Source organism: Meridianimarinicoccus aquatilis, from assembly GCF_004358675.1.
In the GTDB taxonomy this organism is placed as follows: Bacteria; Pseudomonadota; Alphaproteobacteria; order Rhodobacterales; family Rhodobacteraceae; genus Meridianimarinicoccus; species Meridianimarinicoccus aquatilis.
Window position 1 is genome coordinate 1 of the sequence record NZ_SMZO01000025.1, and the last position, 23,030, is coordinate 23,030.

Annotated in this window: 22 protein-coding genes and 2 pseudogenes; 10 read left to right on the forward strand and 14 right to left on the reverse strand. The window is 58.7% G+C overall.

Going from position 1 to position 23,030, the window contains the following annotated elements; translation table 11 throughout:
- The coding region (locus E2L05_RS11770; protein WP_133343109.1) for an NAD(P)/FAD-dependent oxidoreductase at positions 1-803 on the reverse strand (803 nt) is incomplete at its 3' end.
- Between the two features lie 102 nt (positions 804-905).
- Between E2L05_RS11770 and mnmD the strand changes: the two genes are divergently transcribed.
- The gene (gene mnmD / locus E2L05_RS11775; protein ID WP_133343110.1) at positions 906-1,577 is read left to right on the forward strand and encodes a tRNA (5-methylaminomethyl-2-thiouridine)(34)-methyltransferase MnmD; all 672 of its coding nucleotides are present in this window, start codon (positions 906-908) and stop codon (positions 1,575-1,577) included.
- A 21-nt stretch (positions 1,578-1,598) separates the two neighbouring features.
- Here the strand turns inward: mnmD and E2L05_RS11780 are convergent, their stop codons facing one another.
- Complete coding sequence (locus E2L05_RS11780) at positions 1,599-3,524, reverse strand: lytic transglycosylase domain-containing protein (RefSeq protein WP_165971747.1); 1,926 nt, start codon at positions 3,522-3,524, stop codon at positions 1,599-1,601.
- A gap of 213 nt (positions 3,525-3,737) precedes the next feature.
- Here E2L05_RS11780 and dapA point away from each other — a divergent pair, with 213 nt between their 5' ends.
- From dapA to E2L05_RS11805, 5 genes are all read left to right on the forward strand, one after another.
- Complete coding sequence (gene dapA / locus E2L05_RS11785; protein ID WP_133343112.1) at positions 3,738-4,610, forward strand: 4-hydroxy-tetrahydrodipicolinate synthase; 873 nt, start codon at positions 3,738-3,740, stop codon at positions 4,608-4,610.
- The gene (locus E2L05_RS11790; RefSeq protein ID WP_133343113.1) at positions 4,610-5,092 is read left to right on the forward strand and encodes a TrmO family methyltransferase domain-containing protein; all 483 of its coding nucleotides are present in this window, start codon (positions 4,610-4,612) and stop codon (positions 5,090-5,092) included. Before dapA ends, E2L05_RS11790 begins: the two co-directional genes overlap by 1 nt.
- 45 nt (positions 5,093-5,137) lie before the next feature.
- Positions 5,138-5,614 (forward strand): SsrA-binding protein SmpB, encoded by a 477-nt coding sequence (smpB, locus tag E2L05_RS11795; RefSeq protein ID WP_133343114.1) that lies wholly within the window; start codon positions 5,138-5,140, stop codon positions 5,612-5,614.
- A gap of 85 nt (positions 5,615-5,699) precedes the next feature.
- Positions 5,700-6,551: a 3-mercaptopyruvate sulfurtransferase gene (gene sseA, locus E2L05_RS11800; RefSeq protein ID WP_133343115.1), complete on the forward strand. Its 852-nt coding sequence runs from the start codon at positions 5,700-5,702 to the stop codon at positions 6,549-6,551.
- A gap of 92 nt (positions 6,552-6,643) precedes the next feature.
- A complete protein-coding gene (locus tag E2L05_RS11805; RefSeq protein ID WP_133343116.1) occupies positions 6,644-7,030 on the forward strand; it encodes a rhodanese-like domain-containing protein in 387 nt (128 codons plus the stop codon).
- Positions 7,031-7,304: 274 nt separating this feature from the next.
- Here the strand turns inward: E2L05_RS11805 and E2L05_RS11810 are convergent, their stop codons facing one another.
- Together E2L05_RS11810 and E2L05_RS11815 are read right to left on the reverse strand one after the other, a co-directional pair.
- Positions 7,305-8,639 (reverse strand): ammonium transporter, encoded by a 1,335-nt coding sequence (locus E2L05_RS11810; RefSeq protein WP_133343117.1) that lies wholly within the window; start codon positions 8,637-8,639, stop codon positions 7,305-7,307.
- A 33-nt stretch (positions 8,640-8,672) separates the two neighbouring features.
- Positions 8,673-9,011, reverse strand: a complete 339-nt coding sequence (locus E2L05_RS11815; protein ID WP_133343118.1) for a P-II family nitrogen regulator — start codon at positions 9,009-9,011, stop codon at positions 8,673-8,675.
- A gap of 270 nt (positions 9,012-9,281) precedes the next feature.
- On the opposite strand from E2L05_RS11815, the gene E2L05_RS11820 reads away from it, so the two are divergent.
- From E2L05_RS11820 to E2L05_RS11830, 3 genes are all read left to right on the forward strand, one after another.
- On the forward strand, positions 9,282-11,537 hold the full coding sequence (locus tag E2L05_RS11820; RefSeq protein ID WP_133343119.1) for a transglycosylase domain-containing protein: 2,256 nt from the start codon (positions 9,282-9,284) through the stop codon (positions 11,535-11,537).
- Between the two features lie 586 nt (positions 11,538-12,123).
- Positions 12,124-12,582, forward strand: a complete 459-nt coding sequence (locus tag E2L05_RS11825; RefSeq protein ID WP_208016253.1) for a hypothetical protein — start codon at positions 12,124-12,126, stop codon at positions 12,580-12,582.
- A 373-nt stretch (positions 12,583-12,955) separates the two neighbouring features.
- Entirely contained in the window at positions 12,956-13,300 is a 345-nt protein-coding gene (locus E2L05_RS11830; RefSeq protein ID WP_133343121.1) for a DUF2794 domain-containing protein, read from the forward strand.
- A 27-nt stretch (positions 13,301-13,327) separates the two neighbouring features.
- Here the strand turns inward: E2L05_RS11830 and E2L05_RS11835 are convergent, their stop codons facing one another.
- The 3 genes from E2L05_RS11835 to E2L05_RS11845 all read right to left on the reverse strand — a co-directional run bounded on the left by E2L05_RS11835 (position 13,328) and on the right by E2L05_RS11845 (position 16,004).
- The gene (locus E2L05_RS11835) at positions 13,328-14,092 is read right to left on the reverse strand and encodes a C40 family peptidase (protein WP_133343122.1); all 765 of its coding nucleotides are present in this window, start codon (positions 14,090-14,092) and stop codon (positions 13,328-13,330) included.
- Positions 14,093-14,129: 37 nt separating this feature from the next.
- On the reverse strand, positions 14,130-15,524 hold the full coding sequence (locus E2L05_RS11840; RefSeq protein ID WP_133343123.1) for a leucyl aminopeptidase family protein: 1,395 nt from the start codon (positions 15,522-15,524) through the stop codon (positions 14,130-14,132).
- Between the two features lie 105 nt (positions 15,525-15,629).
- Positions 15,630-16,004: a hypothetical protein gene (locus E2L05_RS11845; RefSeq protein ID WP_133343124.1), complete on the reverse strand. Its 375-nt coding sequence runs from the start codon at positions 16,002-16,004 to the stop codon at positions 15,630-15,632.
- A 129-nt stretch (positions 16,005-16,133) separates the two neighbouring features.
- Here E2L05_RS11845 and E2L05_RS11850 point away from each other — a divergent pair, with 129 nt between their 5' ends.
- Positions 16,134-16,805 (forward strand): carbonic anhydrase, encoded by a 672-nt coding sequence (locus E2L05_RS11850; RefSeq protein ID WP_133343125.1) that lies wholly within the window; start codon positions 16,134-16,136, stop codon positions 16,803-16,805.
- Between the two features lie 5 nt (positions 16,806-16,810).
- Here E2L05_RS11850 and E2L05_RS11855 read toward each other — a convergent pair whose 3' ends face one another.
- The 7 genes and pseudogenes from E2L05_RS11855 to E2L05_RS11885 all read right to left on the reverse strand — a co-directional run.
- The gene (locus E2L05_RS11855; protein WP_133343126.1) at positions 16,811-17,371 is read right to left on the reverse strand and encodes an acyloxyacyl hydrolase; all 561 of its coding nucleotides are present in this window, start codon (positions 17,369-17,371) and stop codon (positions 16,811-16,813) included.
- Positions 17,372-17,378: 7 nt separating this feature from the next.
- Positions 17,379-18,401 carry an aspartate-semialdehyde dehydrogenase gene (locus E2L05_RS11860; RefSeq protein WP_133343127.1) on the reverse strand — a complete coding sequence of 341 codons (1,023 nt, stop codon included), beginning with the start codon at positions 18,399-18,401 and terminating at the stop codon, positions 17,379-17,381.
- An 83-nt stretch (positions 18,402-18,484) separates the two neighbouring features.
- Entirely contained in the window at positions 18,485-19,633 is a 1,149-nt protein-coding gene (locus E2L05_RS11865) for a capsular polysaccharide export protein, LipB/KpsS family (RefSeq protein WP_133343128.1), read from the reverse strand.
- A gap of 5 nt (positions 19,634-19,638) precedes the next feature.
- Positions 19,639-20,487: a universal stress protein gene (locus E2L05_RS11870; RefSeq protein WP_133343129.1), complete on the reverse strand. Its 849-nt coding sequence runs from the start codon at positions 20,485-20,487 to the stop codon at positions 19,639-19,641.
- Between the two features lie 9 nt (positions 20,488-20,496).
- Positions 20,497-21,978, reverse strand: coding sequence for a SulP family inorganic anion transporter (locus E2L05_RS11875; protein WP_133343156.1), 1,482 nt, complete (start codon positions 21,976-21,978; stop codon positions 20,497-20,499).
- 249 nt (positions 21,979-22,227) lie between these two features.
- Positions 22,228-22,512, reverse strand: a pseudogene (locus E2L05_RS11880) (IS3 family transposase); the annotation flags it as partial.
- A gap of 23 nt (positions 22,513-22,535) precedes the next feature.
- Positions 22,536-22,966, reverse strand: a pseudogene (locus E2L05_RS11885) (IS66 family transposase); the annotation flags it as partial.
- Between the last annotated feature and the right edge of the window lie 64 nt (positions 22,967-23,030).

Genomic DNA, 23,030 nt, shown 5'->3' on the forward strand with positions numbered 1-23,030 from the left:
GCCGCGATTGCACGGGCCAATATGTCATCAAGCTGTGCGTCTGTACTCGTCGGATCCGTGAAATCACGTTCGCTGGTTGATCCAATGGCAACTGTGCCGTCTTGATGCGGGACGATGTGCAATCCGTCTGCAAAAAGCTGGGGTTCGCCGCGTCTGTCCAAGTCCAGCAATATGGCTTGACCTTTGACACCGGCACCGACTGACCGCCCGAGGTCCACTGACAGGTGCGCCAAGCCCTCGTAGCCGGTTGCCCAAACCTCGGGCCCGACACGGTCGGCTTCGGTCACAATTTCGCCCCCTTGCGCGACAACAGATGCAGCAAGGGCGCGGCAGGCCTGCGCCGGGTGTAGTCGCGCGGTCAATGTATCGCGTACCAACCATCCAGATGGGCTGTGCGGTGCCCAATCGCCAGCCTCGCTGCTTTGAAGCAACGTCCAATGAGCGAAACTCTGCCAAAGGGTTGCTGCATTTTCAGCCCGTGACCTGGCCAAAACAACAGCCCGCTCATCTGCCAAAGGCTGCAGGCGTCCCAACCTTGCATATCCCGCCGAGAGGCCAGACACCTTGGTCACGTTGGCCCACCATGCTTCTGCCAACCTAAGACTTTCAAACTGAAACGCCTTCTTTGCATTCCAATTTTCGGGCGTGTGCGGGGCAAGCGCACCGACGATCCCGCCTGAAGATCCGGCACCAATACCGTTCGGATCGACCACCCGAACACGCGCGCCCTGCCCCGCGCAGGCATGCGCCACGGCGAGTCCAAAGATGCCAGCGCCGCGGATCGTCACATCAGGCTGAACCAAGGTAGATACATCCTTCTGATATCTTTATAATGACACTTGTATGTATGCCGTAGTTTCAGTCCTGATCGGACAGCGCGGCACCATGAACAGGAAGCGTCAGGTATGACAGCCGAAACAGTCGAAATCCAGTGGCGAGACGATCATGTTCCCGTCTCAAGAAAGTTCGACGATCCCTATTATTCGCTCGAAGACGGGTTGGCAGAAACACGCCATGTTTTTCTTGCAGGGAACGATCTACCCGAAAGGTTTCGACCCGGCTTTCACATTGCCGAACTTGGCTTCGGGACCGGTCTGAACCTGTTTGCGACTCTCTTGGCCTGGCGAGAAGCAGGAACGCCCGGCGTTCTGTGCTATACCGGCTTCGAAGCCTATCCGCTGCTTGCAGAAGAGATTTCGCTGGCCTTGCAAGCCTTCCCCGAAATTCGCGCCGTGGCAGAGCCATTCCTGGCAGCCTGGGAAGCTGGGGAAACGCAATTCAAAGCCGATGACTTAAATGCCCAGATCATAATTGGGGATGCCCGTGAAACCTTGTCGCGTTGGGATGGTGTGGCGGATGCGTGGTATCTTGATGGATTTGCTCCGGCGCGAAATCCAGAGCTGTGGGAAGCTCCACTGCTGACCGATGTGGCGCTGCACACTGTTCCCGGCGGCACGCTTGCCACTTATACCGCCGCGGGCGTGGTACGCCGCGGGTTAGAGGCTGCGGGCTTTTCCGTCAGCAAAGTGCCTGGATTTGGGCGCAAGCGTCATATGACCCTTGGCCGTCTGGGCTAACGGCCCCTTTCCAACACCAAATTATCTACCGGCAAGCTCTTTGGACAAACGCAGCGCTTCGGTTTGCCCGGACAGTCGCGCCCGATATGGCGCAAGGCTTTCTGACACACGCATCACGTAATTCCTGGTTTCGCGATAGGGAATCGCCTCAACCCACGCCACAACATCAACGCTGCTGCTGCGCGGATCGCCCAAGTCGCGCATCCACTGCCGCGCCCGCGCAGGCCCCGCGTTATACCCCGCCGCGACCAGAATCGGGTTGTTGCCGAATTCTTCGATCAACCCTTGCAGATAAGCCGTTCCAAGCCGCGCGTTGTATACTGGATCGGTGCCGAGGCGAGGCAGGGAATAGGTTATGCCAAGGTCGCGCGACACGTCAGCAGCCGTGCCCGGCATGACCTGCATCAATCCGCGCGCCCCTGCCGGGCTGACCACTGTCGGATTGAATTCGCTTTCGCGCCGGGCAATGGCGAGAGCAAGCTCGGGACTGACGCCCGCGCGCCCATCCACTGAAATCTCTTCAAGCGGAAAATAGTCGCGGTGGAACGTGTGGCCTTGGTCTGCAGCACGTTTAGCGATCACAAGCTGGATATACGGCTCGCCCAACTGCTCTGTCAGCGTCAGAAGTCTGCCAATGTCCCCTCTGTCCATCGACTCGGCCATATGCGCAAAGAACCGTCCCGCAAGGGTCAAATCCCCGATCGCGTTCAGGGCCACCCCTGCTTTGTAAACGCTCGACGCGGCGATCGAACTTTCGCGCGACACCGGGAATGTTTCAAAGCCCGTCAATCGCGGGTCCATGGGCACTCCGCCGCGTTCAGCCGCCAGCTGGCCATAAAAGCTGGTCTGGAATTCAGCGCCAAAGGCATAGGCTGCGGCCGCTTCCGCCGTTTGGCCCAACGCCTCGTGGGCGCGCCCTTCCCAATACCCGGCACGGCCAAGGCTGATCGGGCTGGAAACCCCCGCGCGGAACCGCCGGAAATGTGCCAGAGCGGCGGCAGGGCTGTCCAGCTTGGTCAAAGCCAAATACCCTGACAACCATTCCAGATCAGCGAAATTTGCGCCCTCTGTCAGATAGTTTTGGGACGCGACCAGATACGCCTCGCGCGTTTTTCCGTCCCCGAACAGGGTGCGCGCCACAAGCCTGCGACGCGGCCCCCAAGCTTCGGGTCGTCCAAGTCGGTCCGCAGAAATCGAGCGGTCCAGCAGAATTTCGATCACGCCGGCATCGCGGCCCTTGCGGGCACGCCACTGCATCCGTTCGAAGGCAAGGCCCGGATCATCGGACAGCCCGTCAGGCACGGCCGCAATCCGGCTGTCAACACCCGGTGCATCGTTGCGTAGAGCCGCGCGAGCATCGTGCAGCAACCGCCATTCTTCGGGAACGCGCGGGCGCTGACGCGCCGCGGCCTCAAGCTCACCGCGCCACAAAAGGTCGTCCATCCGGGCAATTTGGTGATCGGCCAGCGCCGGACCATGGCGCGACATCAGAACATTTTCCGCTTCCGTATTGAGCGTCATGGACCGCCACGCAAGCACAGCAAGCGCATCTGCATCCGCGCTCCGGTCGGTCTGCGTCAGCGCATTGGACAGACGCAGTACGCCGTCAGGTGTTTGCGGCAAATGATACGAGAAAAACTCAATGACATCTCGCGCTGGGGCTGACGGCGCAATCGCCTGTTCGCCACGGCGCACCAACAACGGCAAGCCCGGCCAATCCGGGTACGCGCGCAGGAATGCCAGGTACTCGTCCAACGTGCCTTGGCCCGACCTGAGCCGGTGCCATTGCGCCACCGCAACCGGGATCTCGCCGCCGCGCTGTGCGGCTGCCAATGCCGCCGACCAATCACCCGCACGCACATGGCCCATGGCCGCAGACAGGTCCGCCTGCGCAGGGCTTCCGCCTATCGCCAGTAGAGCCACGCCGATTTTCAGCCAATTGCGCATCGCATTCCCCGTTGTCACCTGTGACAGTCCCCTAGGCGCGAGACGTAGCAAGCCTGCCGCGCGGTGCAACTCAAAATCCCGGCACGTGTGGGCGATCTTGGCAATTCCCGCGCGTCCATGTATGTGCCACCGGGTCGCCCGGGTTGCCCCGGTGCGTCAACTTACAACAGACTAGGCCACATCCCAAAGGCCACTACAATTAAGGAGCGTGTCATGTTTAAAGGGTCCTTTCCAGCCCTGGTCACCCCGTTCAAGAACGGTGCGGTGGATCATGACAAGCTGAAACAGTTGGTCGAATGGCACATTGAACAAGGCTCGCACGGGCTTGTTCCCGTGGGCACCACCGGGGAAAGCCCGACGCTCAGCCATGTTGAACACCAACAGGTCATCGAAACTGTGGTTGCCGCTGCGGCAGGCCGCATTCCAGTGATCGCAGGCGCCGGATCGAACAACACCGCTGAAGGCATCGGCCTCATGCAACACGCGGCCGAGGTTGGCGCAGACGCCGCGCTGGTTGTGACGCCCTATTATAACAAGCCAACGCAAGCTGGGCTGATCGCGCATTTCACCGCGCTGCACGATTGCTGCGAGTTGCCGATCATCATCTATAACATTCCGGGCCGGTCCGTGGTGGATATGGTCCCAGCAACGATGGCGGCACTTGCGGCCCTCCCGCGGATCATTGGCGTCAAGGACGCGACCGGCGATCTGGCACGGGTCAGCCAGCAGCGTATGGCCTGCGGCAGCGATTTCATCCAACTGTCCGGCGAAGATGCCACAGCGCTTGGGTTCAATGCCCATGGCGGCGTCGGGTGCATTTCGGTCACGGCAAATGTCGCGCCGAAACTGTGCGCCCAGTTCCAAGAGGCAACACTGGCTGGTGACTATGCCGGAGCGCTGGCTCTGCAAGACCGGTTGATGCCACTGCACGAAGCGATCTTTCTTGAGCCCGGCGTTGCGGGCGCAAAATATGCGCTCAGCAAACTGGGCTTGTGCAGCGAAGATGTGCGGCTTCCTCTGGTTGGCCTGACAGACCCGGTCAAGTCGCGGATTGATGCTGCACTGGCTCATGCCGGCCTGATCTGATGGGCGATACGCTGCGCCCCGGCGAACAGACCCTGGCCTTTGATCCGGGCGCACGCGCCGATGCTTCGGTCTGCTTTATCGGGCATATCCGGTCCCCTTGGGGGCCGGACACCGAAACCCCGAAAAATATCGGCAAAGCCCGCGCGACCGGACAAGACGCGCGCATCGAACTCGCAGACGGGTTTGGCGACGGGCTTTTGGGCCTGAAGGTCGGGCAGCCGTTGATTGTCACCTATTGGATGCATCTGGGGCGGCGCGATCTGATCGTACAGGCCCCGCGCCATGCCGATGGACCATGCGGCACCTTTGCATTACGCTCGCCCCGCAGGCCAAATCCAATGGCGATGTCGACCGTCTTGATCACTTCACTTGACCAAGGCGCCGGTGTGATCGGGATCGACGCCATAGATGCGTTCGACCGCACACCCGTGGTGGACATCAAACCATGGCTTGGAACAGTAGACTTGCCCCCAAACCGCTGATCGCGGCTTGGCGCGGGGCTCACAAGCCACTATGTCTTGCCCGTCATGGCAAAAGAAAAACAGAATCCGAATTACAAGGTCGTCGCGGAAAACCGGCGTGCGCGGTATGATTACGCAATCGAAAGCGACATCGAATGCGGCGTGATGCTGTTAGGATCCGAAGTGAAATCACTTCGGGTTGGCGGCTCGAACATAGCCGACAGTTATGCAGCTGTTGAACAGGGCGAACTGTGGCTCGTGAACAGCTATATTGCGCCTTACAAGCAAGCCAAGACGTGGGGCCACGAAGAACGCCGCAGGCGCAAGCTTCTGGTCAATGCCAAGGAATTGTCAAAGCTTTGGGCCGCGACACAACGCGAAGGCATGACGCTGGTGCCACTTGTTTTGTATTTCAACCACAAGGGCATCGCCAAAATCAAACTTGGCATCGCCAAAGGTAAGAAAAATCACGACAAACGCGCCACGGAAGCGAAACGCGACTGGCAGCGCCAGAAGTCGCGCCTGATGCGCCACGAGGCTTGAAGGTCGCGGACAAGCCTCTCAGGCTTGCGCACACGCGCGCACCCGTCTAGCAATAAAATTACGTCCCCAGCGAAAAGAGATCGTAATGCCGAACAGCGACCCCAAGACACTGGTTTCAACTGACTGGCTGGCCGCCCATATGCGTGACCCTGACCTGCGGGTGCTGGATGCGTCTTATTTTCTGCCAGACATGGGGCGTGATGCGCGCGCCGAGTATGATGCAGTTCATATTCCCGGCGCCCGGTTCTTTGACATCGACGATATCTCGGACCACCGGTCGGATTTGCCGCATATGGCGCCGCCAGTAGAGAAATTCATGTCCCGCCTGCGCAAACTCGGGGTCGGTGACGGTCATCAGGTCGTGGTTTATGACGCGGCCGGGCTTTTTTCGGCAGCACGGGTTTGGTGGCTGTTCAGACTGATGGGCAAGACAGATATCGCTGTTCTGGATGGCGGATTGCCGAAATGGCGCGCCGAAGGGCGGGAAACCGAAGATTTGCCACCAGTTATCCGTGACCGTCACATGACCGTTCAGCGTCAGGCAGCGCTTGTCCGCGACGTGACCCAAGTGGCGCGTGCAGCCAAATTGGGTGATCAAGTGATCGTTGATGCCCGCTCACCAGACCGTTTTGCAGGCAGCGTGCCAGAACCCCGCGAAGGGTTGCGTGCCGGTCATATTCCCGGCTCGCGCAATGTGCACTACGCGACCTTGCTGAACGACGATGGCACCATGAAAGACACCGACGCGCTGCGTGCAGCATTTGAAGCTGGCGGTGTGGATTTGACCAAGCCGATCATCACCACCTGCGGGTCCGGGGTGACGGCGGCGATCCTCAACCTCGCATTGACGCGGATCGGCAAGAGCGACCACGCGCTGTACGATGGATCTTGGGCTGAGTGGGGCATGTTCGGCGATCTGGAAGTCGGCAACAGCTGATACGCCTTGCGTTCGCAATGCATAACCTTATGTGAATGTGATGCTGCGCCTCATTGGATGCGTAGCCCCATTGACCAAAGGCTAAAGCACCCATGAAACGCGAAGAGTCCGAAGAAGGCATTTTGGAAACCTGGACACCGGACGAAGTACAGGCCGCCTTTGATGCGAACGAGGTCGCGCTGATCGACGTCCGCACGCCGCAAGAATTCATGTTTGAACACATTGGCGGGGCCTTGTTGCTGCCGTTGTCTTTCTTTGACGCCAGCAAACTGCCTAGTCAGACAGGCAAACGCATTGTCTTCCACTGTGGGTCCGGCATCCGATCCGAAAAGGTGGCACGGGCCGCGCTCGCCGCTGGGTTTGGGACTGTGGCGCATCTCGAAGGGGGCTTTGCAGCGTGGAAGGCAGCTGGCAAACCGTATACGGGGACTGACATGGCCACAGGCGCCCCGATCAAGGTCGCTGCAGCTACCACCTGATACCTACCGCCCAAGCCACACGCACAAAGCCCACAGCGCGGCGCGAGAATGGAATCTCCACTTTCGGAACACCGGACGCGCCGCTTTCGGCGGTCTTTTCGCGCGTGCACCTCGCCCTTCAATGATGTGCATCACATCGTCACGATGGCGTGTCCACACGCCCTCAATCAATTGGCTTTGACTTCGATCTGCACGGGCATGTGGCCAAGCAGCAGACAGCAAAAAGCCCGGGCGAAAGACGCCCGGGCCAGGTTCAGGCTGACTGGAAGGGAGATCAGCCCTTAGAGAACTCAGGGTACGCTTCCATACCCATCTCGGCCATGTCGAGACCATTCACTTCGTCTTCTTCGCTGACGCGGATTCCCATCACACCCTTCAGGATCAACCAGACGACGGCAGATGCGACAATTGTAAAGCCACCGATCGCACCGATACCGTAGAGTTGCGCACCAAGCGTTGCATCAGAGTTGGTCCAGACAACGATCAGCGTGCCCCAGACACCGCAAACGAGGTGCACAGGGATTGCGCCAACAACATCGTCGATCTTGAGCTTGTCGAGCAGCGGAACCGCGAAGACAACCAACACACCACCGACGGCACCAATGATGGTCGCCTGCCCCAAGCCTGGGGTCAGTGGTTCTGCTGTGATCGACACAAGACCTGCCAGCGCGCCGTTCAGGATCATCGTCAGGTCAGGCTTGCGATACAGGATCTGCGTCAGGATCAGCGCGGCAACAGCACCACCAGCCGCAGCGGCGTTGGTGTTCGAGAAGATCCGCGACACGTCGGCAACATCCCCGACAGAGCCCATGGCAAGCTGCGAGCCGCCGTTGAAGCCGAACCAACCCAGCCACAGAATGAACATGCCGAGTGTGGCAAGCGCCAGGTTCGAACCGGGGATCGGGTGGACCTGACCATTCTTGTACTTGCCGATGCGCGGCCCAAGGATGATCGCGCCGGTCAAAGCAGCCCAGCCGCCGACAGAGTGCACGATAGACGAACCCGCGAAGTCAGAGAAACCAGCTTCGGACAGGAAGCCGCCGCCCCAGGACCACGATGCCTGCAAAGGATAGATGATGGATGTCAGGATGACGGTGAAGATCAGGAAGGGCCACAGTTTGATGCGCTCAGCCACAGCACCCGACACGATGGACGCGGTCGCCGCACAGAACATCAACTGGAAGAAGAAGTCCGACCCGGTTGACGCGTAGCCGTAATCATCTGCGCCGGCGGCATCAACGCCAACGGCTTCAAGCACGCCAACGGCAGGGAACAGTGCCGAGAACACGCCATCGACGGCCCAGTCGCCCAGCGGGTACATCAGATTGTAACCGATGAGGTAGTAGAAGATCGCGGCAAGCGAAAACAGCGCGACGTTTTTTGTCAACTGCATGGTCACGTTCTTGGACCGCACAAGGCCCGCTTCGAGCATGGCAAAACCGGCAGCCATAAAGAACACGAGGAAGCCGCCCACGAGGAACAGCAACGAGTTAAGGATAAATACTACATCAGTGGGCACTGCGGCAGGAACTTCCGCCTCCTGCGCCATACCGAGTGCCGGAAGAGCCGTAACAGCGGCTGCCAGCAGGAGTGTCTTAGTCATTTTCATAAGGTTTCTTCCCCTTCTCAGGTCGCGCTGGAGTTACAGAGCGTCTTCGTTGGTTTCGCCGGTCCGTACGCGCACAGCTTGCGCAACGTCCAAAACGAAAATCTTGCCGTCGCCGATCTTGTCGGTTTTGGCCGTTGTCTGAATGGTCTCGACGACCTGGTCTGCCATCGCGGCGTTGACGACGATCTCCAGTTTGACCTTAGGCACGAAATTCACGGCGTATTCGGCGCCACGGTAGATTTCGGTATGGCCGGACTGCGAACCGAAGCCTTTGATCTCGGTGACCATCATGCCGCGCACACCGATGGCGGTGAGAGCTTCGCGCACCTCCTCGAGCTTGAACGGCTTGATTGCTGCTATGATCAGTTTCACGTTGTTCCCCTTCCATTGGGCTGGATGCCTTTGGTCAACACCCCGCATATCTTCACGCCGCCAATAGCGCCGGTCGCGCCGAGGTTCACAAGAACGCCATGCATGTGAAACTGGCAGAATCCACGCCTTTATGCACAATTTTTGCACATTTGGTGTTTTGAGATTACTTTTTGGGCGGTTTGAAATCTTGCAGTCGCAGCATCGTGGGTCCACATGCCGCCAGAGGTGAGATAGAGTGTTCCCAACAAATACCCGTAAAGAGGGCATGTCATGAGCAGAACAGGCAAGGGCAAGGGCCCGCTTCGGGCCGATCGGCGCTACCCCGCGTCAACCGCGACTCGCAAGCGATCAACTGCCGCGAAAACAGGCAAGTCGCCTGCGGTTAAGTCATCGGCAAAGACCGCCGCCAAGCGGGTACGCAAACCTGCCCGCCGGACAAAGCGGTCTGGCGGCGGTGGTTTCTTTGGCCCAATCCGCGCGTTGTTTCGTTGGATTCTAAGGCTGATTTGGTCCATTGGCTGGCGCGTCGGCGCCGTGCTTGGTGTTGTTGTCGCGGGTGCAGTGGCGTTTGTCTATAACACGCTGCCAGACGCGACGGCGCTGATCGATGGGCGGGCCCGCGGGTCTGTCACAATGATGGACGACACGGGCGAAGTCTTTGCATGGCGCGGCGACCAGTTTGGCGGGATGATCACCACAGACACCGTGTCACCGCATCTCAAAAATGCGATCATCTCGACAGAAGATAGGCGATTCTACAGCCATTTCGGCGTCAGTCCGCGCGGTGTTGCAAGTGCGATTCGCATCAACCTGACCGAGGGGCGCAGCGCGTTGTCCGGGCACGGTGGGTCCACTATCACGCAGCAGACAGCAAAACTGCTGTGCCTTGGAACGCCCTATGATCCTTCGGAATGGAAAAGCGAGACAGAGTACGAAGCAGATTGCCGACGTGGCTCGCTCGCCCGCAAGATCCGCGAAGCGATCTATGCACTGGCGATGGAAGCGCGCTACACCAAGGATGAGATCCTGACGATCTATATGAACCGGGCCTATTTGGGCGCCGGAGCACGTGGGTTTCAGGCCGCCGCGCAACGCTATTTTGGCAAATCCGCCGCCGAAGTGAACCCAGCAGAGGCTGCAATGCTGGCGGGACTTCTTGTTGCACCAACCCGCTATGCGCCGACGTCCAACCTTGAACGTTCGCAAGAGCGAGCCAGCCTCATCATCGGCCTGATGGAGCAGGAAGACTACTTGACCGCGGCCGAGGCGACGCAGGCCCGCAACGCGCCCGCGCAGTTGTCAGAAGCCGCAGAGGCGCGTGCCGGCGGCTATTTCGCCGATTGGGTCATGGAAAGCGTGCCTTCTTTCCTTGCATCCGAAACAACAGAAGACGTGCTGATCCGCACCACCTTCGATTCGCGCCTGCAACGCGCCGCAGAAGGAGCGATGCAGACCGTTTTCGCCGAAAAGGTCCGGGAAGGATCAAAAGCTCAGGCCGCGATCGTCGTGATGAGTGCCGATGGCGCTGTTCGGGCGATGGTGGGGGGCCGCAAGACACGCGTGTCGGGCCAATTCAATCGCGCCACGCAAGCGCTGCGGCAAACAGGGTCCGCCTTCAAACCTTTCATCTACGCGGCCGCACTTGATCTGGGGTACAGCCCGAACAGCATCGTCGTCGACGAACCGATGACGCTAAACGTGCCCGGCTCTGGCCCGTGGTCCCCACAAAACTACACCCGCAAATTCGCGGGCCGCGTCACACTGACTGAAGCGTTGGCCGACAGCCTGAATATTCCTGCTGTCAAAGTGTCAGAAGCCGTTGGGCGCGACGCGGTTATCGCGGTTGCGACTGGTTTCGGGATCAGCACGAAAATCGACAATGTGCCGGCGATGGCGCTTGGCACATCTGAAACGACGCTTTTGCAAATGACGGCCGCCTATGCGGGCATCCTAAACGGTGGCAGTTCGGTTACTCCATATGGCCTGACTGAATTGAAACTTCTGGGGGATGAGAGCGCGCTGATCGGGCAAGATGGTGGCATCGGTGAACGCGTCGTCTCGCAAAGTGCGGCACGGCAATTGGTCTGGATGATGCACGAAGTGATTGAATCGGGCACCGGACGAAGAGCCAAGCTTGACGGGCGGCCTGCGGCCGGAAAGACCGGCACCACGTCAGCGGCACGGGATGCCTGGTTTGTCGGGTTTACCGGCGAGTACGTGGTTGGTGTCTGGATGGGGTATGACGACAACACGCCACTGACAGGCACAACGGGTGGCGGGTTGCCTGCCGACATTTGGCGCGAAACCATGGTCCGCGTGAACGACGGTCTACCCGTTACCCCACTCCCGATGGACCCACCTTCGAACGGAAGCGACAATCGCCTCGCTGGTGGCGGCTCGTCCGATGGCCAGCCGTCAAACGGAACCTCCGCCCCGCTGGAAGACTTCGGGAATACGGGTGACCGGATTGTACGCGATACCGAAAGAGCAATCACCAATGTCCTCAAATCGCTGTTCGGCGGCTAAGAAGGGCTGTGTTGCACAAATCGGCTGAAGGCCGTGGGGCCCGTTTTCCCGGACGGCACTTCCCACAGATCCAGTGAAGGTGAGCCACGGCCCAATTTTAAGACAGGATTTGCTGCAAATTCAGCTACTCTTTGCACCTGCTGATCTGGTTGGATTGTTTCATTTCGCTGGCGATAGATCTAAGCGGGTGACTTTTCACCCCCCGCGGAATGCGTGCGCTTGTGATTGCAGAACTCATTCCGTTTACGGATGCTGTTGATTTCCTGTGAGAAGTTTCCCGGTGGCCCTCCAAATCGTCACTGAGAATTGACCCATGTGAAAACGTTGCCCCGACGGATTCGGTCGGGGGGATTTGGAGTGATCGACATGGGATTTTTGAGTGTCATCAGCCGCTGGGCATTGCGTGGCAAAATACCAATCCGCGAGAATTCTTGGCGCACCGTGCTGTCTCGCAACACCATCAGAAAGTACCTGCNGCCAGCACCGCGGGCATATTGACGCCGCTGCACACGCACGGCGCACCGGCCCGCTGGCCGCACAAGAAGATCTGATAGGGCGGTTGGGCGCGCGACTGGGCAGCACCGGCGTGACGCGGTTGCACCCCGGCGACAGCCATATTCCAGAGAAAACGGCGATTACGCTGACCGCAGGCTGGTCGCAAGCGGCGCAGGACTGGCCCCCGGCCCCAACCCCGCGCCCGGTGCTGGTTTGGCAAGCCGAGCAGATCACACCAGTAACCGCAGCCTCCCCCACTCTGGATGCAGAGAACATTCAAACCCTTGCACCCCACCAGGATTACAGGGTGCCAAACGTGCTCAGGCCGCCGCCTGCGTGGTTCCGCTGGCGCAGACAAGACCATGCCTGCCTTGAGGTTATCGGCCCCGAACGTATCGCACCAGAATGGTGGTTTGACGACCCGCTGTGGCGCAACGGCGTGCGGGATTATTGGCAAGTCACAACCGGCAGCGGGGCGCGGTTATGGCTGTATTACGCGCATGGCGCGGCGATACCGGGCGGCTGGTTCTGTCAGGGCGCCTTTGCCTGAAACGCAATATCGCCTGAACGGCATACACACCCCGCAAAAATCCAGCAGATTTCAAAGATGATGCGGGATCAAGATCAAGGACACAGCGGGCGGCGTCCTCTTCCGCCCGCCGTCATATCTTGCCAAGTCACCGCAAGGTGATCCCAGTTTACCCCCCCAACCCCCGGCGCCGCAAATGTGGGGGCAATTGATATGGCGCCGGGGTATGACGCAACGCGCCACAAACCATCAATAGCAGAATTAACTAATGAATATCAGGGGCTTCCGAGGTCTAAATGCCAATGTTTAGACACAGCTTTTCAGCAAAAACCGGCTATCTTGCAAGCCTCTGGAAGTGCTTGATTTCACCTCTGGACGGCCCCACACTCAGGGCATGACAATGCAACCGCCCTCCATGTCTCCCTCGCCCGGATCCACCCCTGAACAGGTGTCTTTTCACCGAACAGAACTGTCTGTGATCCTTACGCTTTATGGCCGCATGGTCGCTGCTGGCGAATGGCGGGACTATGGTATTTCCTGCCTGAAAGACCGCGCCGTATTTTCTGTATTCCGCCGCACGGCCGAAAACCCGATCTATCGAATCGAGAAGACTCCAAAGTTGAGAAACCGGCAGGGCATGTACGCAGTAATCGCAATGGACGGCCAGATCCTGCGCCGCGGGCATGATCTGCGCACCGTCATGCGGGTGCTGGAGCGTAAACTGATCAGGCCCGTCTAACGAACCACCTGTAGCAGAACCCGGCTATCAGCCCAAGCGACGGCGCCCCGTGACGGCCCCACCGCCTTGCCCCGAAATGCGCCGGATCGCATCTTCCGCCCCTTCATAGACAACAGCCATGTGATGAGCGTTGGCATGGATCAGCGTCGCATCATCAATCGCCATCGCCACGTGGCCGCGCCAAAATACGAGATCCCCCCTTGCCAGAGGCGCATCTGCCGCAACCGGGTTTCCTGCGGTTTCTTGCTGTTGGCCGCTATCACCCGGGCAGGCAATGCCGCAGGCAAGGCACGCGGCTTGCACCAGACCTGAGCAATCCAAACCCAGCCTGCTGTTTCCACCCCACAAATAGGGCGTACCCAAGAACAGATCCGCCACAGCAACCGGGTCTGAAAACCGCCGCCGTATCGGCGCAATGTGGGCCATCGGAACGAAATATCCCGCATGCGTCCGGCCAAAACTGCCCGCTTCCGCAACCACGGCAAGCTCGGCACCAAGGGACAGACTGGCAAGGTCGGGCGATTTGATGTCGGGTGACGTGTACAGATGCGTGGCAAGCGACGTGACATGATGCGTGGCCGCGACGGCTGCGCCAAGATCATCGGCGCGGACAAAACCCGTGTACCCATCACGACGGGCAGAAATTTGCCGCCACTCACCATGACTGCCAGTCACGTCGACGACAGCGCCATACAGGATCTGACGCTGACGCGCGCCCTCAGGTTTGTCTAAAATATCCACGACCGGTACGACGGCCTGTGCCACGGGGTGTGTCTGGGTCTGTCCGGTCATCGCATTCGCCTGTCATGAGCTATGCAGCGTGCCTACCTCATGCACCGCCGGCGTCAAGCAGCCCCGGCAGCGCATGCAAGATTGCGCGCACGCCTTGCCCCGCGCCCCCCTTGGGCCGCGCAGGTGCCGGGCTGGGCTGCCAGCCATAGATATCGAAATGAACGTAGCGCGGCGTATCAGTCACGAACCGGTTCAGAAACAACGCCGCCGTGATCGATCCCGCGAAGCCGCCGCTTGGCGCATTGTCCAAATCAGCAATGCCCGGCTCTAGCATCGGTTCATAAGGCGCATGCAAGGGCATTTGCCAAACCGGATCACGGATCACGGACCCAGCTGCCGCAAGCGCTGATGCGGTGCCCGCGTCATGGGTAAAGAAGGGTGCGATATCCGGGCCAACGGCAACGCGTGCGGCCCCTGTCAGCGTCGCCATGGACACCATAAGGTCTGGCGGCGTCTCATCCGCCAGTGCCAGTGCATCGGCAAGAACCAGCCGACCTTCGGCATCGGTATTATTGATCTCAACGCTGAGTCCCTTGCGCGAGCGCAAAATGTCGCCGGGCCGAAACGCAGATCCGGACACCGCGTTTTCTACGGCGGGAATCAACACACGTAGTTTGAAAGGCAATTTCAGCGACATGATCGCGTGGGCAAGCCCAAGCACCGCTGCCGCTCCGCCCATATCTTTTTTCATAAGGCCCATGGACCCGCCTGGCTTCAGGTTCAGTCCGCCCGTATCAAAACAGACCCCTTTGCCAACCAGAGTCAGCGTCGGCCCCGCGCTTCCCCAGGACATATCAATCAACCGCGGCTCTCGCGGCGACGCGCGCCCCACCGCGTGGATCATCGGGAAACCTGCTGTCAGAAGATCATCCCCCTTGGTCACATCAATCTGCGCACCATGGTCCCCCGCCAGATCCCGGGCGGCTTGTTCCAACTCGTCCGGCCCCATGTCGTTGGAGGGCGTGTTGATCAGATCGCGCGTCAGCGCCTCACCTGCGGCCATGGCTTCGACCCGAGCAGCATCGACACCTTCGGGGGCGATCAACTGCGCAATCTTGCGAGGGCCACCGGCATACTGCGTGAACCGGTAGCCCGCCAACAGCCAACCCAGCGCCTGCTCTGCAGCATCTTCACTATTCTGGGTTCCGGACAGCCGCCAAGGCCCCTCCGGCAACTGCCCGACTGCAGCCGCGACCGCAAAGCGCGTTCGGGCTTGCGCCGTACGATCACCCAGACCAAAGGCAGCCCCTGAAACCTCGCCAGTCTCTCCGGGCAACAGACACAGCGCCCCAGCGGTCGCTGAAAACCCCGAGGCCTCAACCCAAGTCTGCTGTGCCTTTGGCAAACTGTCACGCCAGCGGGACAAGTCATCCGGCGCCACAAGGTGCAGAACGCGCGCATCTGGCGTGTCGGGAACGAAGGTCACAGGCATGGAGATCCTTTCAAGCGGAACGGAAGTACCACCCGACCCTAGGCCCCGGCATTGCTGCCGAAAAGAGGGCGCACAGCTATTTTACGTCACGAACGGTCCGACACACTAAACAGTGTGATATTGTGGGTCCCAAACGGCAGAAAGCGATCTATCTCCCACGCGCGATAGGCGCGACAAGGTCGCTTGCAGGGCGGGAACATCAGTTCGGCGCGCGCAAATGCTAACGCTACCTGCAACATGCGCGAGCTTTGGCAGCCCGATTCTCGCACATAAGGCAACCATACCATCGGCCAAATCAGCGATGGCCTCTAGATCATCTGCCCGGTGTGCCCGGCCGATCCTCGCAAGTGAAAGCGCAAGATCCTCCATCGCGTCACAGATCAACCTGTCCGCCTCGCGATCGCCATGATCCCGATACAATCGCATCAACCTCACTGCGTCGACTCCGACTGTTTCATCAAACTCCAGAACACGCATCATGCTCACCCCTTACTAGAAAACGGGTGCCCCCGCCGACAGTGACCATAGAAAGGGCAGATTGAACAAAACCTTGCCCCTGCGGCGAAAACTGCCTCGAATTAAAATCTGTTTGCGCGTATCCCTTGATCTATGAATAGCAAAGTTACCGTTCCGTACCTGACCAAACCCCTGCCCGGCTACCTGCTACAGCGGTATCGTGGCTGGAAGGCTGTCGACTATTCCGAAAACCAGGTTTGGTACCGCCGCCTGGCCACGGAAGGACAGAGGCCACGCTGCATGGTGATCAGTTGTTGCGACAGCCGGGTCCATGTCACACAATTGTTCGGCGCGGGGCCGGGCGAGTTCTTTATGCATAGAAATATCGCAAATCTTGTCCCGCCTTATGCGCCCGACACGGACCACCACGGCACATCCGCGGCTGTGGAATATGCCGTCAACGTTCTGAAAGTGACCAACCTTATCGTGATGGGGCACTCGATGTGCGGCGGCGTCGAAGGCTGCCGGACCATGTGCAGCGGACATGCGCCAGAGCTCGAAAAGCCGGAAAGTTTCGTTGGGCGTTGGTTGGATATCCTCCGTCCGGGGTACGAACGGGTGAAAGACATCGAAACGCCTGAAGCACAGCAAACAGCCCTGGAACAGCAAACTGTTCTGGTATCCCTTGAGAACCTGAGCACATTTCCCTTTGTCCGCGACGCTGTCGAGAATGGCAATCTCAGCCTTCACGGGGTCTGGGTCGATATCGCATCAGGTGAATTGCAGGTGCTCGACAACGCCACGCAGAATTTTACCACAGTTTGACGCGCTCAGCGGGGGCTGTTTCCCAAGGGCATACGGAGCCCTAAAAGCACAGCATTCGACCCTGTGCGCGCGTCAAATGTCTCCCACGCATGGGATCGGTGATGCAGTCGCAGATACGGCCGCACATGTGTGTCGTCATTGCCGAATTCTAGCTCGAAAAACCAATGGGCCAGCAATTCGGTGCTCTCACCGGTGCGCGCGATTTCGGTCTTGGACGGTTCGGTCGCATACGACAAGCCAAGACCATAGGCCAGCGACGGCAGCGCAACATGGCGCGGGCGCGGGGTCCGCAGGAATATTGGTGTCGTGATTTCGAAATGGGTCTGCTCGCCAAAATGCCGAAGCGCCTGAAGTTCGGCCCCAATGAACCCGAACCGGCCCAGCGACCATTCATGCCCTGCATTTGCCCCAACTTGAGTGGCATCGCGCCAACGAACCGCGCCCCAGTTGTCGAACAATTCGCCCCATTCATTGTCAGTCATCTGCCCGGCGAAAACAGAGACATAGCCGCGCCCATCCGCAAGAGCGCTGACAGGAAGGGTCGCGCTGAAAGCCAGCGCGACCAAGGCAAGTTTAGCCTTTCTTAAGTACCCTGTTCCCCAGAGTTTCGGCGATCTGCACCGCATTGAGGGCCGCCCCCTTTCGCAGGTTGTCACTCACGCACCACAGGTTAATCCCGTTGTCGATCGTGCTGTCCTGGCGGATCCGGCTGATGAAAGTCGCATAATCGCCGACGCATTCGATCGGAGTTGTGTATCCTCCGGGCTCGCGCTTATCGACGACCATGATGCCAGGCGCCTCCCTAAGGATATCTCGCGCTTCCTCTTCGTCCAGATGATCTTCGAATTCGATGTTGATCGCTTCTGAATGACCCACGAAAACCGGAACCCGAACGCAGGTCGCCGTGACCTTGATCGACTTGTCCATAATCTTCTTGGTTTCAGCGACCATTTTCCATTCTTCCTTGGTCGATCCGTCCTCAAGGAACACGTCGATCTGCGGAATCACGTTGAAGGCGATCTGCTTCTGGAACTTGTTGGGCGGAACCTCCGTTACCGGATTATAGATGGACTTTGTCTGGTCCCAAAGTTCATCCATGCCCTCTTTGCCCGCGCCTGACACGGACTGGTAGGTGGACACAACGACCCGCTTGATCCGCGCACGGTCATGCAGCGGCTTCAGCGCGACAACCATTTGTGCAGTCGAACAGTTCGGGTTCGCGATAATGTTCTTGGCCGAATACCCGACAATCGCGTCGGCATTCACCTCGGGAACGATCAGTGGCACCTGCGGGTCGTACCGGTACAGCGACGAGTTATCGATGACGACACAGCCGGTTTTGGCGGCCTTCGGCGCATAGATTTTGGTCGCTTCCGATCCCACAGCGAACAAAGCCATGTCCCAACCGGTGAAATCAAATGTGTCAAGATCCTGCGTCGTGAGTGTTTTATCGCCAAAGCTCACTTCGGTTCCCAGCGATTTGCGCGAGGCAAGCACTGCGATTTTGTCCACGGGGAACTGACGTTCCGCGAGGATATTGAGCATTTCGCGGCCCACATTACCTGTGGCACCTACGACGACGACGTTATAGCCCATTGGCCGGGTCTCCTTTGTCTGCGACGCACGCCACATAACCGACATGCGTACCGCGCGAAAGGGGGGTGTCGCGCTATCGCTTGTCAGGCTGCTGGATAGGGCAGTTTGGGCAACACAAGGTCTGGCACGACGCGAACCGTGCCATCTGCGCCGGTTTCGACCCTCGGATAGTAGACCTGATCGAGGTAATTCATGAACACGTCCCTGAGGGGCGCATCAAATGCGAGCATGTCAATTCGCGCAAATATGTCTGCGAGATGTTCGGCACTGTCCGCAGGAGCGACCAAGCCCTCTATCCGGAAAAACGCCTGCCCCAGAACGATCACAGGTTTGTCGAAAAAGAACGCCTGTAGTCCGACAGAGGAATTCAGTGTTACGACCGCGCGCGATGCCGCGACCTGTTCAAAGGTGTCCGTTGCGTTATCAACGACGACCCGCGGCCCATGCTTGTCCGTGATCCGGGCCAAAGCTTCCGTCAGGGATATCTTGGAAGATGGGTGCTCTTTAAAACGCAGATGCCACCCATCGGGAAGCGCGGCCACGGCAGACGATACGGCGTCAAGAAACCCATCAAGGGTCTGAACCCAGCCAGAGAACTGAGTGATTTGAGTGTCATCCGGAACTTGAAGCGGACAAAAGACAAAGGGGCTATCGGCCAAGCCTTCACGCCCTTTTCCTTGCGTGACATCGGACCTCTTAGGGGCGCGGGCAACCAATTTCGGCGCCATGTCGCGCCAGCTTGCGCCCTGCCGCTGGGGGATTTCAGCGGCCCAATCACGATAGAAGTGCGGCTCTCGCGGGATGCTTCCGGTTTGATTGACCCCGACAGGATCCACGGTGATCCGGCCCGGCAGTGGCGCACGCTCAAGATAAAGGCACGGGCGGCCCGCATCACGGGCGGCCGCCATAAACGCAGCCCGTGTGCCTGTGATCCCGTTCCAAGCAACGGCAACTGAACGCGGCATTGTTTCAAAGCGGTGCCGGAACGCATTGTACTGATGCGCATAAAGCCGCCGCTTCAGTGCGCGGTGCAGTCCGCTTTTGGGTTGCTTTCTCGCCGTTTCAAGCGATTCAGCCGCGCGCCGGGCCGTTTCCGGATACCCGGAAAGGCGTAGTGATCCTGCCGACATATGTTGTATCGGCCCGCCAATTTCCGCGACAGCATCCAAAAGCGCGTCAGGCTCTTTTCGGCCGTACCGCAAAACAACGTAGTGTCCGGGGCCTTCGTTCATTACGGTCAGCGGAACAGCAGGATCGGCACCTGACAGGACCGGACCAACTCTGTTGTGGTTGAGCCAATGATAAGGCTGCGAATCCGCGTGTGGTTGAATGCCCCCATGACAACCAGATCAGCGTCACCCGCCGTGACCCGCTTGGAAATAACCTCGTCAGCTTGCCCCGGCAAAATGTCGATTTCCACTTCAAACCCACCGCCACTTAAGAGGGCTGCGGCGCCTTCCAGTTTGCGGCGAACGTCAGGGGTGTCATTTCCAACCGAAAGGACGGTCATCGCGCGCCCAGCCAAAAGTGGACTGCGCGCAACGTATTCCACTGCCTTCATCGCACTTGCACCGCCGTCAAAGGCGATCAGAACGCGCTTGATCGGCCGGAAATTGCGAGAGCACACCAAGATGGGTTTCTTTGTCGAACGCGCAACACGCTCAAGGTTCGACCCGAGATGCAGCTTGGCAAAATCGGCCGCCTCTCCACGCTTGCCAATCAAAACAAGTTCGGCGTTTTCTTCCATCTCATGCAGTGTTTCCACGAGATCGCCGTTACGCAGCCTTGTTTCAACAAGATCGACGCGCTGTGCTTCGATCCGCGCTTTGGCATCCTCAAGGATCGCACGGCCACGCTTCTGCGCCAACCGTGCCTTGGCTTTGTCGAGCTCTGCCAATTCCTCTAGCAGGGCAGTGCGAGCACCAAGACCAATGTTCCCGCTTAAATCGGCCTTTACGCCTTGCCGATGGCCAAGAATATGAGCAACCGTGACCGAGCTGGACAGCCTGGTCGCCGCCCAAGCCGCATGGTCACAGACGCTTTCAGAATAGGTGGAGCCATCCACCAGCGCGATCAGTTCGGACATGGGAACTCCTTAGTGATCCATCAATTTGTCGAGCCCGCCGGGCTTATCGTGCAGTGCGAGTTTATCGACGATCGTCTCGCTCGCTTCGTTCATCCCGATGATCTCGACATCTGCGCCCTCGCGGCGGAACTTGAGAACCGCCATATCAAGCGCGGCGACAGACGAGATATCCCAAATATGGGCTCGGCTGACATCAATCACAACGCGCTCCAAAGCCTCACCAAAGTCGAAAGAGTTTGAAAAATCTTGAGCCGAGGCAAAGAACAGCTGCCCTTCAAAGACATAGGTGCGTTCGCGCTCATCCGCCGACAACGTCGACGTCACTCGGAAAATTTGCGCAATCTTGCCGGCGAAGAAGATGCCGGACATCAACACGCCCGTCAGAACGCCGATGGCCAGATTGTGGCTGAACACAGTGGTCACAACCGTCGCCAGCATAACGATCGATGAGCTTGCCGGGTGTTCACGCAACGATTTGACCGATGACCATGAGAAGGTGCCGATGGACACCATGATCATGATAGCCACAAGCGCCGGCATCGGGATGATTGCAACGAAATCGCCCAATCCAACGATCAGGATCAATAGGAACACCCCAGCCGCGAAACAGGACAATCGCCCACGCCCACCAGATTTCACGTTGATCATGGATTGGCCGATCATCGCGCAACCAGCCATACCGCCAATAAAGCCAGTCGCCGTGTTGGCAACACCTTGGCCAATACACTCGCGATTCTTGTCGCTCGGCGTATCGGTCAGATCGTCAACCAGTTGCGCCGTCATCAGGCTTTCCAAAAGCCCGACCACTGCAATTGCAGCAGAAACAGGTAAAATGATCTGAAGCGTTTCCAACGTCAGTGGAATGTCCGGGATCAAGAATACAGGCAAGGTCGAAGGTAATTCGCCCATATCGCCGACCGTACGTACATCGAGATCAAGCAGAACGGACAGCAAAGTCAGAACGACGATTGTGATCAATGGCGAAGGCACGGCTGTGGTCAATCTTGGAACACCGTAGATGATTACAAGCCCCGCGACCACCATGGCATACGTCACCCACCCGACATTGATCAATTCGGGCAACTGCGCCAAAAAGATCAAGATCGCCAATGCGTTGACGAAACCGGTCATTACCGAACGAGACACAAAACGCATCACGTTCCCCAGCTTTAGAACCCCGGCACCTATTTGCAGAAGGCCGGCGAGTACGGTCGCGGCCAGCAGATACTCCAGACCATGATCCCGCACGAGAGTGACCATCAAGACCGCTGTCGCCGCTGTTGCCGCCGAAATCATACCCGGCCTGCCTCCGACGATCGCCGTCAAAACGGCAATCGAAAAGGATGCGTACAGACCCACTTTCGGGTCGACGCCGGCTATGATCGAAAACGCAATCGCTTCGGGAATCAGCGCAAGTGCAACGACAAGACCCGCAAGCAAGTCGCCTTTTACATTTCCAAGCCATTCGGCCCGAAGGCCCGTTAATCGCACAGTTGCCACGCGTCACCTTCCAGCTGTTTGGCGTCTCTGTAGAAGGGATCAATCCAAATTACTACCCAAACGGTGGCGACTTTGGCTTTGATTGTCACAGTATGGCAGCAGTCGGCGTTGCCCCTAGGTAAGGGTGTGTGTGACCTGCTCCACGCCGGTGGCTCATTCATAACGAGAGCCTGCAGGTTGCTGCTGTGCTACCGGACGTGTCCCCGCTTGAGGCTCGTTTTTCCTCCCTTTGATCACACAGACGGGCTGGATGCGTATCTTGCGACCTGTGGCCAGCTGATCATGCACGAAGTCCATTGCCCAAACATCATTTGGATTTACGGCCTCTTTACGGCCTTCGCGAAGCTTTGCCATCACACGGCGTTTTGGGGTCTTATTGCGCAACTGCATGCCCAACTCCTTGTAAACACGATACGTCTTCTTCGCGTTGATCTCTCAACCCTTCCGGCGCGGAAGCCCATGGACGCGCCGATAGCCGAACCGCACACGTGTCTCGCAAATCTCCTTGATCCGCTGTTCCAACGTAACCGCCCGATTGATACCGCGGTTTAGGTGGTGGTCCAGTTCCACGGCAGCAGATCGTGGATGCGGTCGAGAAGGTCTGCGAGGTAGGTTTGGGGGGCGAGGCCATTGCTTTGGTTGTTTCGATGCTCTTCATCGCACGTGCCAGGGTTTCCGCGCCGGTGTCGGCCCCTGCAAATAGCCAGTTTTTCCGGCCGATCCCAATTGGGCGCACCTCTCGCTCGGCGGCGTTGTTGTCGATAGCCACGCGACTATCCTCAAGGAACAGACAGACCGACGGCCAACGGCTAAGGCCATAGCGAAAGGCTTTTGCCAGATCGCTCTTGCCGGGGGTCCGCGTCAGTTGTTGTTCGGGCCAGAGTTTGAAGGCCTCAACCTTTGGCTTGCTCGACTTTTGACGTGCAGCAAAGCGCGTATTTGCTAGTTGACCTGCGATTTCGCGCTCGATGTCGTAGAGTGTTGATTGTCACTGAGAACTGGCCCGGTATGCCCGCCAAATCGTCACTGAGAATTGACCCATA

Bases quoted from the DNA above. Each gene is read 5' to 3' on its own strand.
- E2L05_RS11780 (WP_165971747.1), bottom strand. From the start codon at position 3,524: ATGCGCAATTGGCTGAAAATCGGCGTGGCTCTACTGGCGATAGGCGGA.
- E2L05_RS11835 (WP_133343122.1), bottom strand. From the start codon at position 14,092: ATGACCGGACAGACCCAGACACACCCCGTGGCACAGGCCGTCGTACCG.
- E2L05_RS11865 (WP_133343128.1), bottom strand. From the start codon at position 19,633: ATGAACGAAGGCCCCGGACACTACGTTGTTTTGCGGTACGGCCGAAAA.
- E2L05_RS11820 (WP_133343119.1), top strand. From the start codon at position 9,282: ATGAGCAGAACAGGCAAGGGCAAGGGCCCGCTTCGGGCCGATCGGCGC.
- E2L05_RS11840 (WP_133343123.1), bottom strand. From the start codon at position 15,524: ATGCCTGTGACCTTCGTTCCCGACACGCCAGATGCGCGCGTTCTGCAC.
- sseA (WP_133343115.1), top strand. From the start codon at position 5,700: ATGCCGAACAGCGACCCCAAGACACTGGTTTCAACTGACTGGCTGGCC.
- E2L05_RS11860 (WP_133343127.1), bottom strand. From the start codon at position 18,401: ATGGGCTATAACGTCGTCGTCGTAGGTGCCACAGGTAATGTGGGCCGC.
- E2L05_RS11850 (WP_133343125.1), top strand. From the start codon at position 16,134: ATGAATAGCAAAGTTACCGTTCCGTACCTGACCAAACCCCTGCCCGGC.
- mnmD (WP_133343110.1), top strand. From the start codon at position 906: ATGACAGCCGAAACAGTCGAAATCCAGTGGCGAGACGATCATGTTCCC.
- dapA (WP_133343112.1), top strand. From the start codon at position 3,738: ATGTTTAAAGGGTCCTTTCCAGCCCTGGTCACCCCGTTCAAGAACGGT.
- smpB (WP_133343114.1), top strand. From the start codon at position 5,138: ATGGCAAAAGAAAAACAGAATCCGAATTACAAGGTCGTCGCGGAAAAC.
- E2L05_RS11805 (WP_133343116.1), top strand. From the start codon at position 6,644: ATGAAACGCGAAGAGTCCGAAGAAGGCATTTTGGAAACCTGGACACCG.
- E2L05_RS11810 (WP_133343117.1), bottom strand. From the start codon at position 8,639: ATGAAAATGACTAAGACACTCCTGCTGGCAGCCGCTGTTACGGCTCTT.
- E2L05_RS11830 (WP_133343121.1), top strand. From the start codon at position 12,956: ATGACAATGCAACCGCCCTCCATGTCTCCCTCGCCCGGATCCACCCCT.
- E2L05_RS11790 (WP_133343113.1), top strand. From the start codon at position 4,610: ATGGGCGATACGCTGCGCCCCGGCGAACAGACCCTGGCCTTTGATCCG.
- E2L05_RS11845 (WP_133343124.1), bottom strand. From the start codon at position 16,004: ATGATGCGTGTTCTGGAGTTTGATGAAACAGTCGGAGTCGACGCAGTG.
- E2L05_RS11870 (WP_133343129.1), bottom strand. From the start codon at position 20,487: ATGTCCGAACTGATCGCGCTGGTGGATGGCTCCACCTATTCTGAAAGC.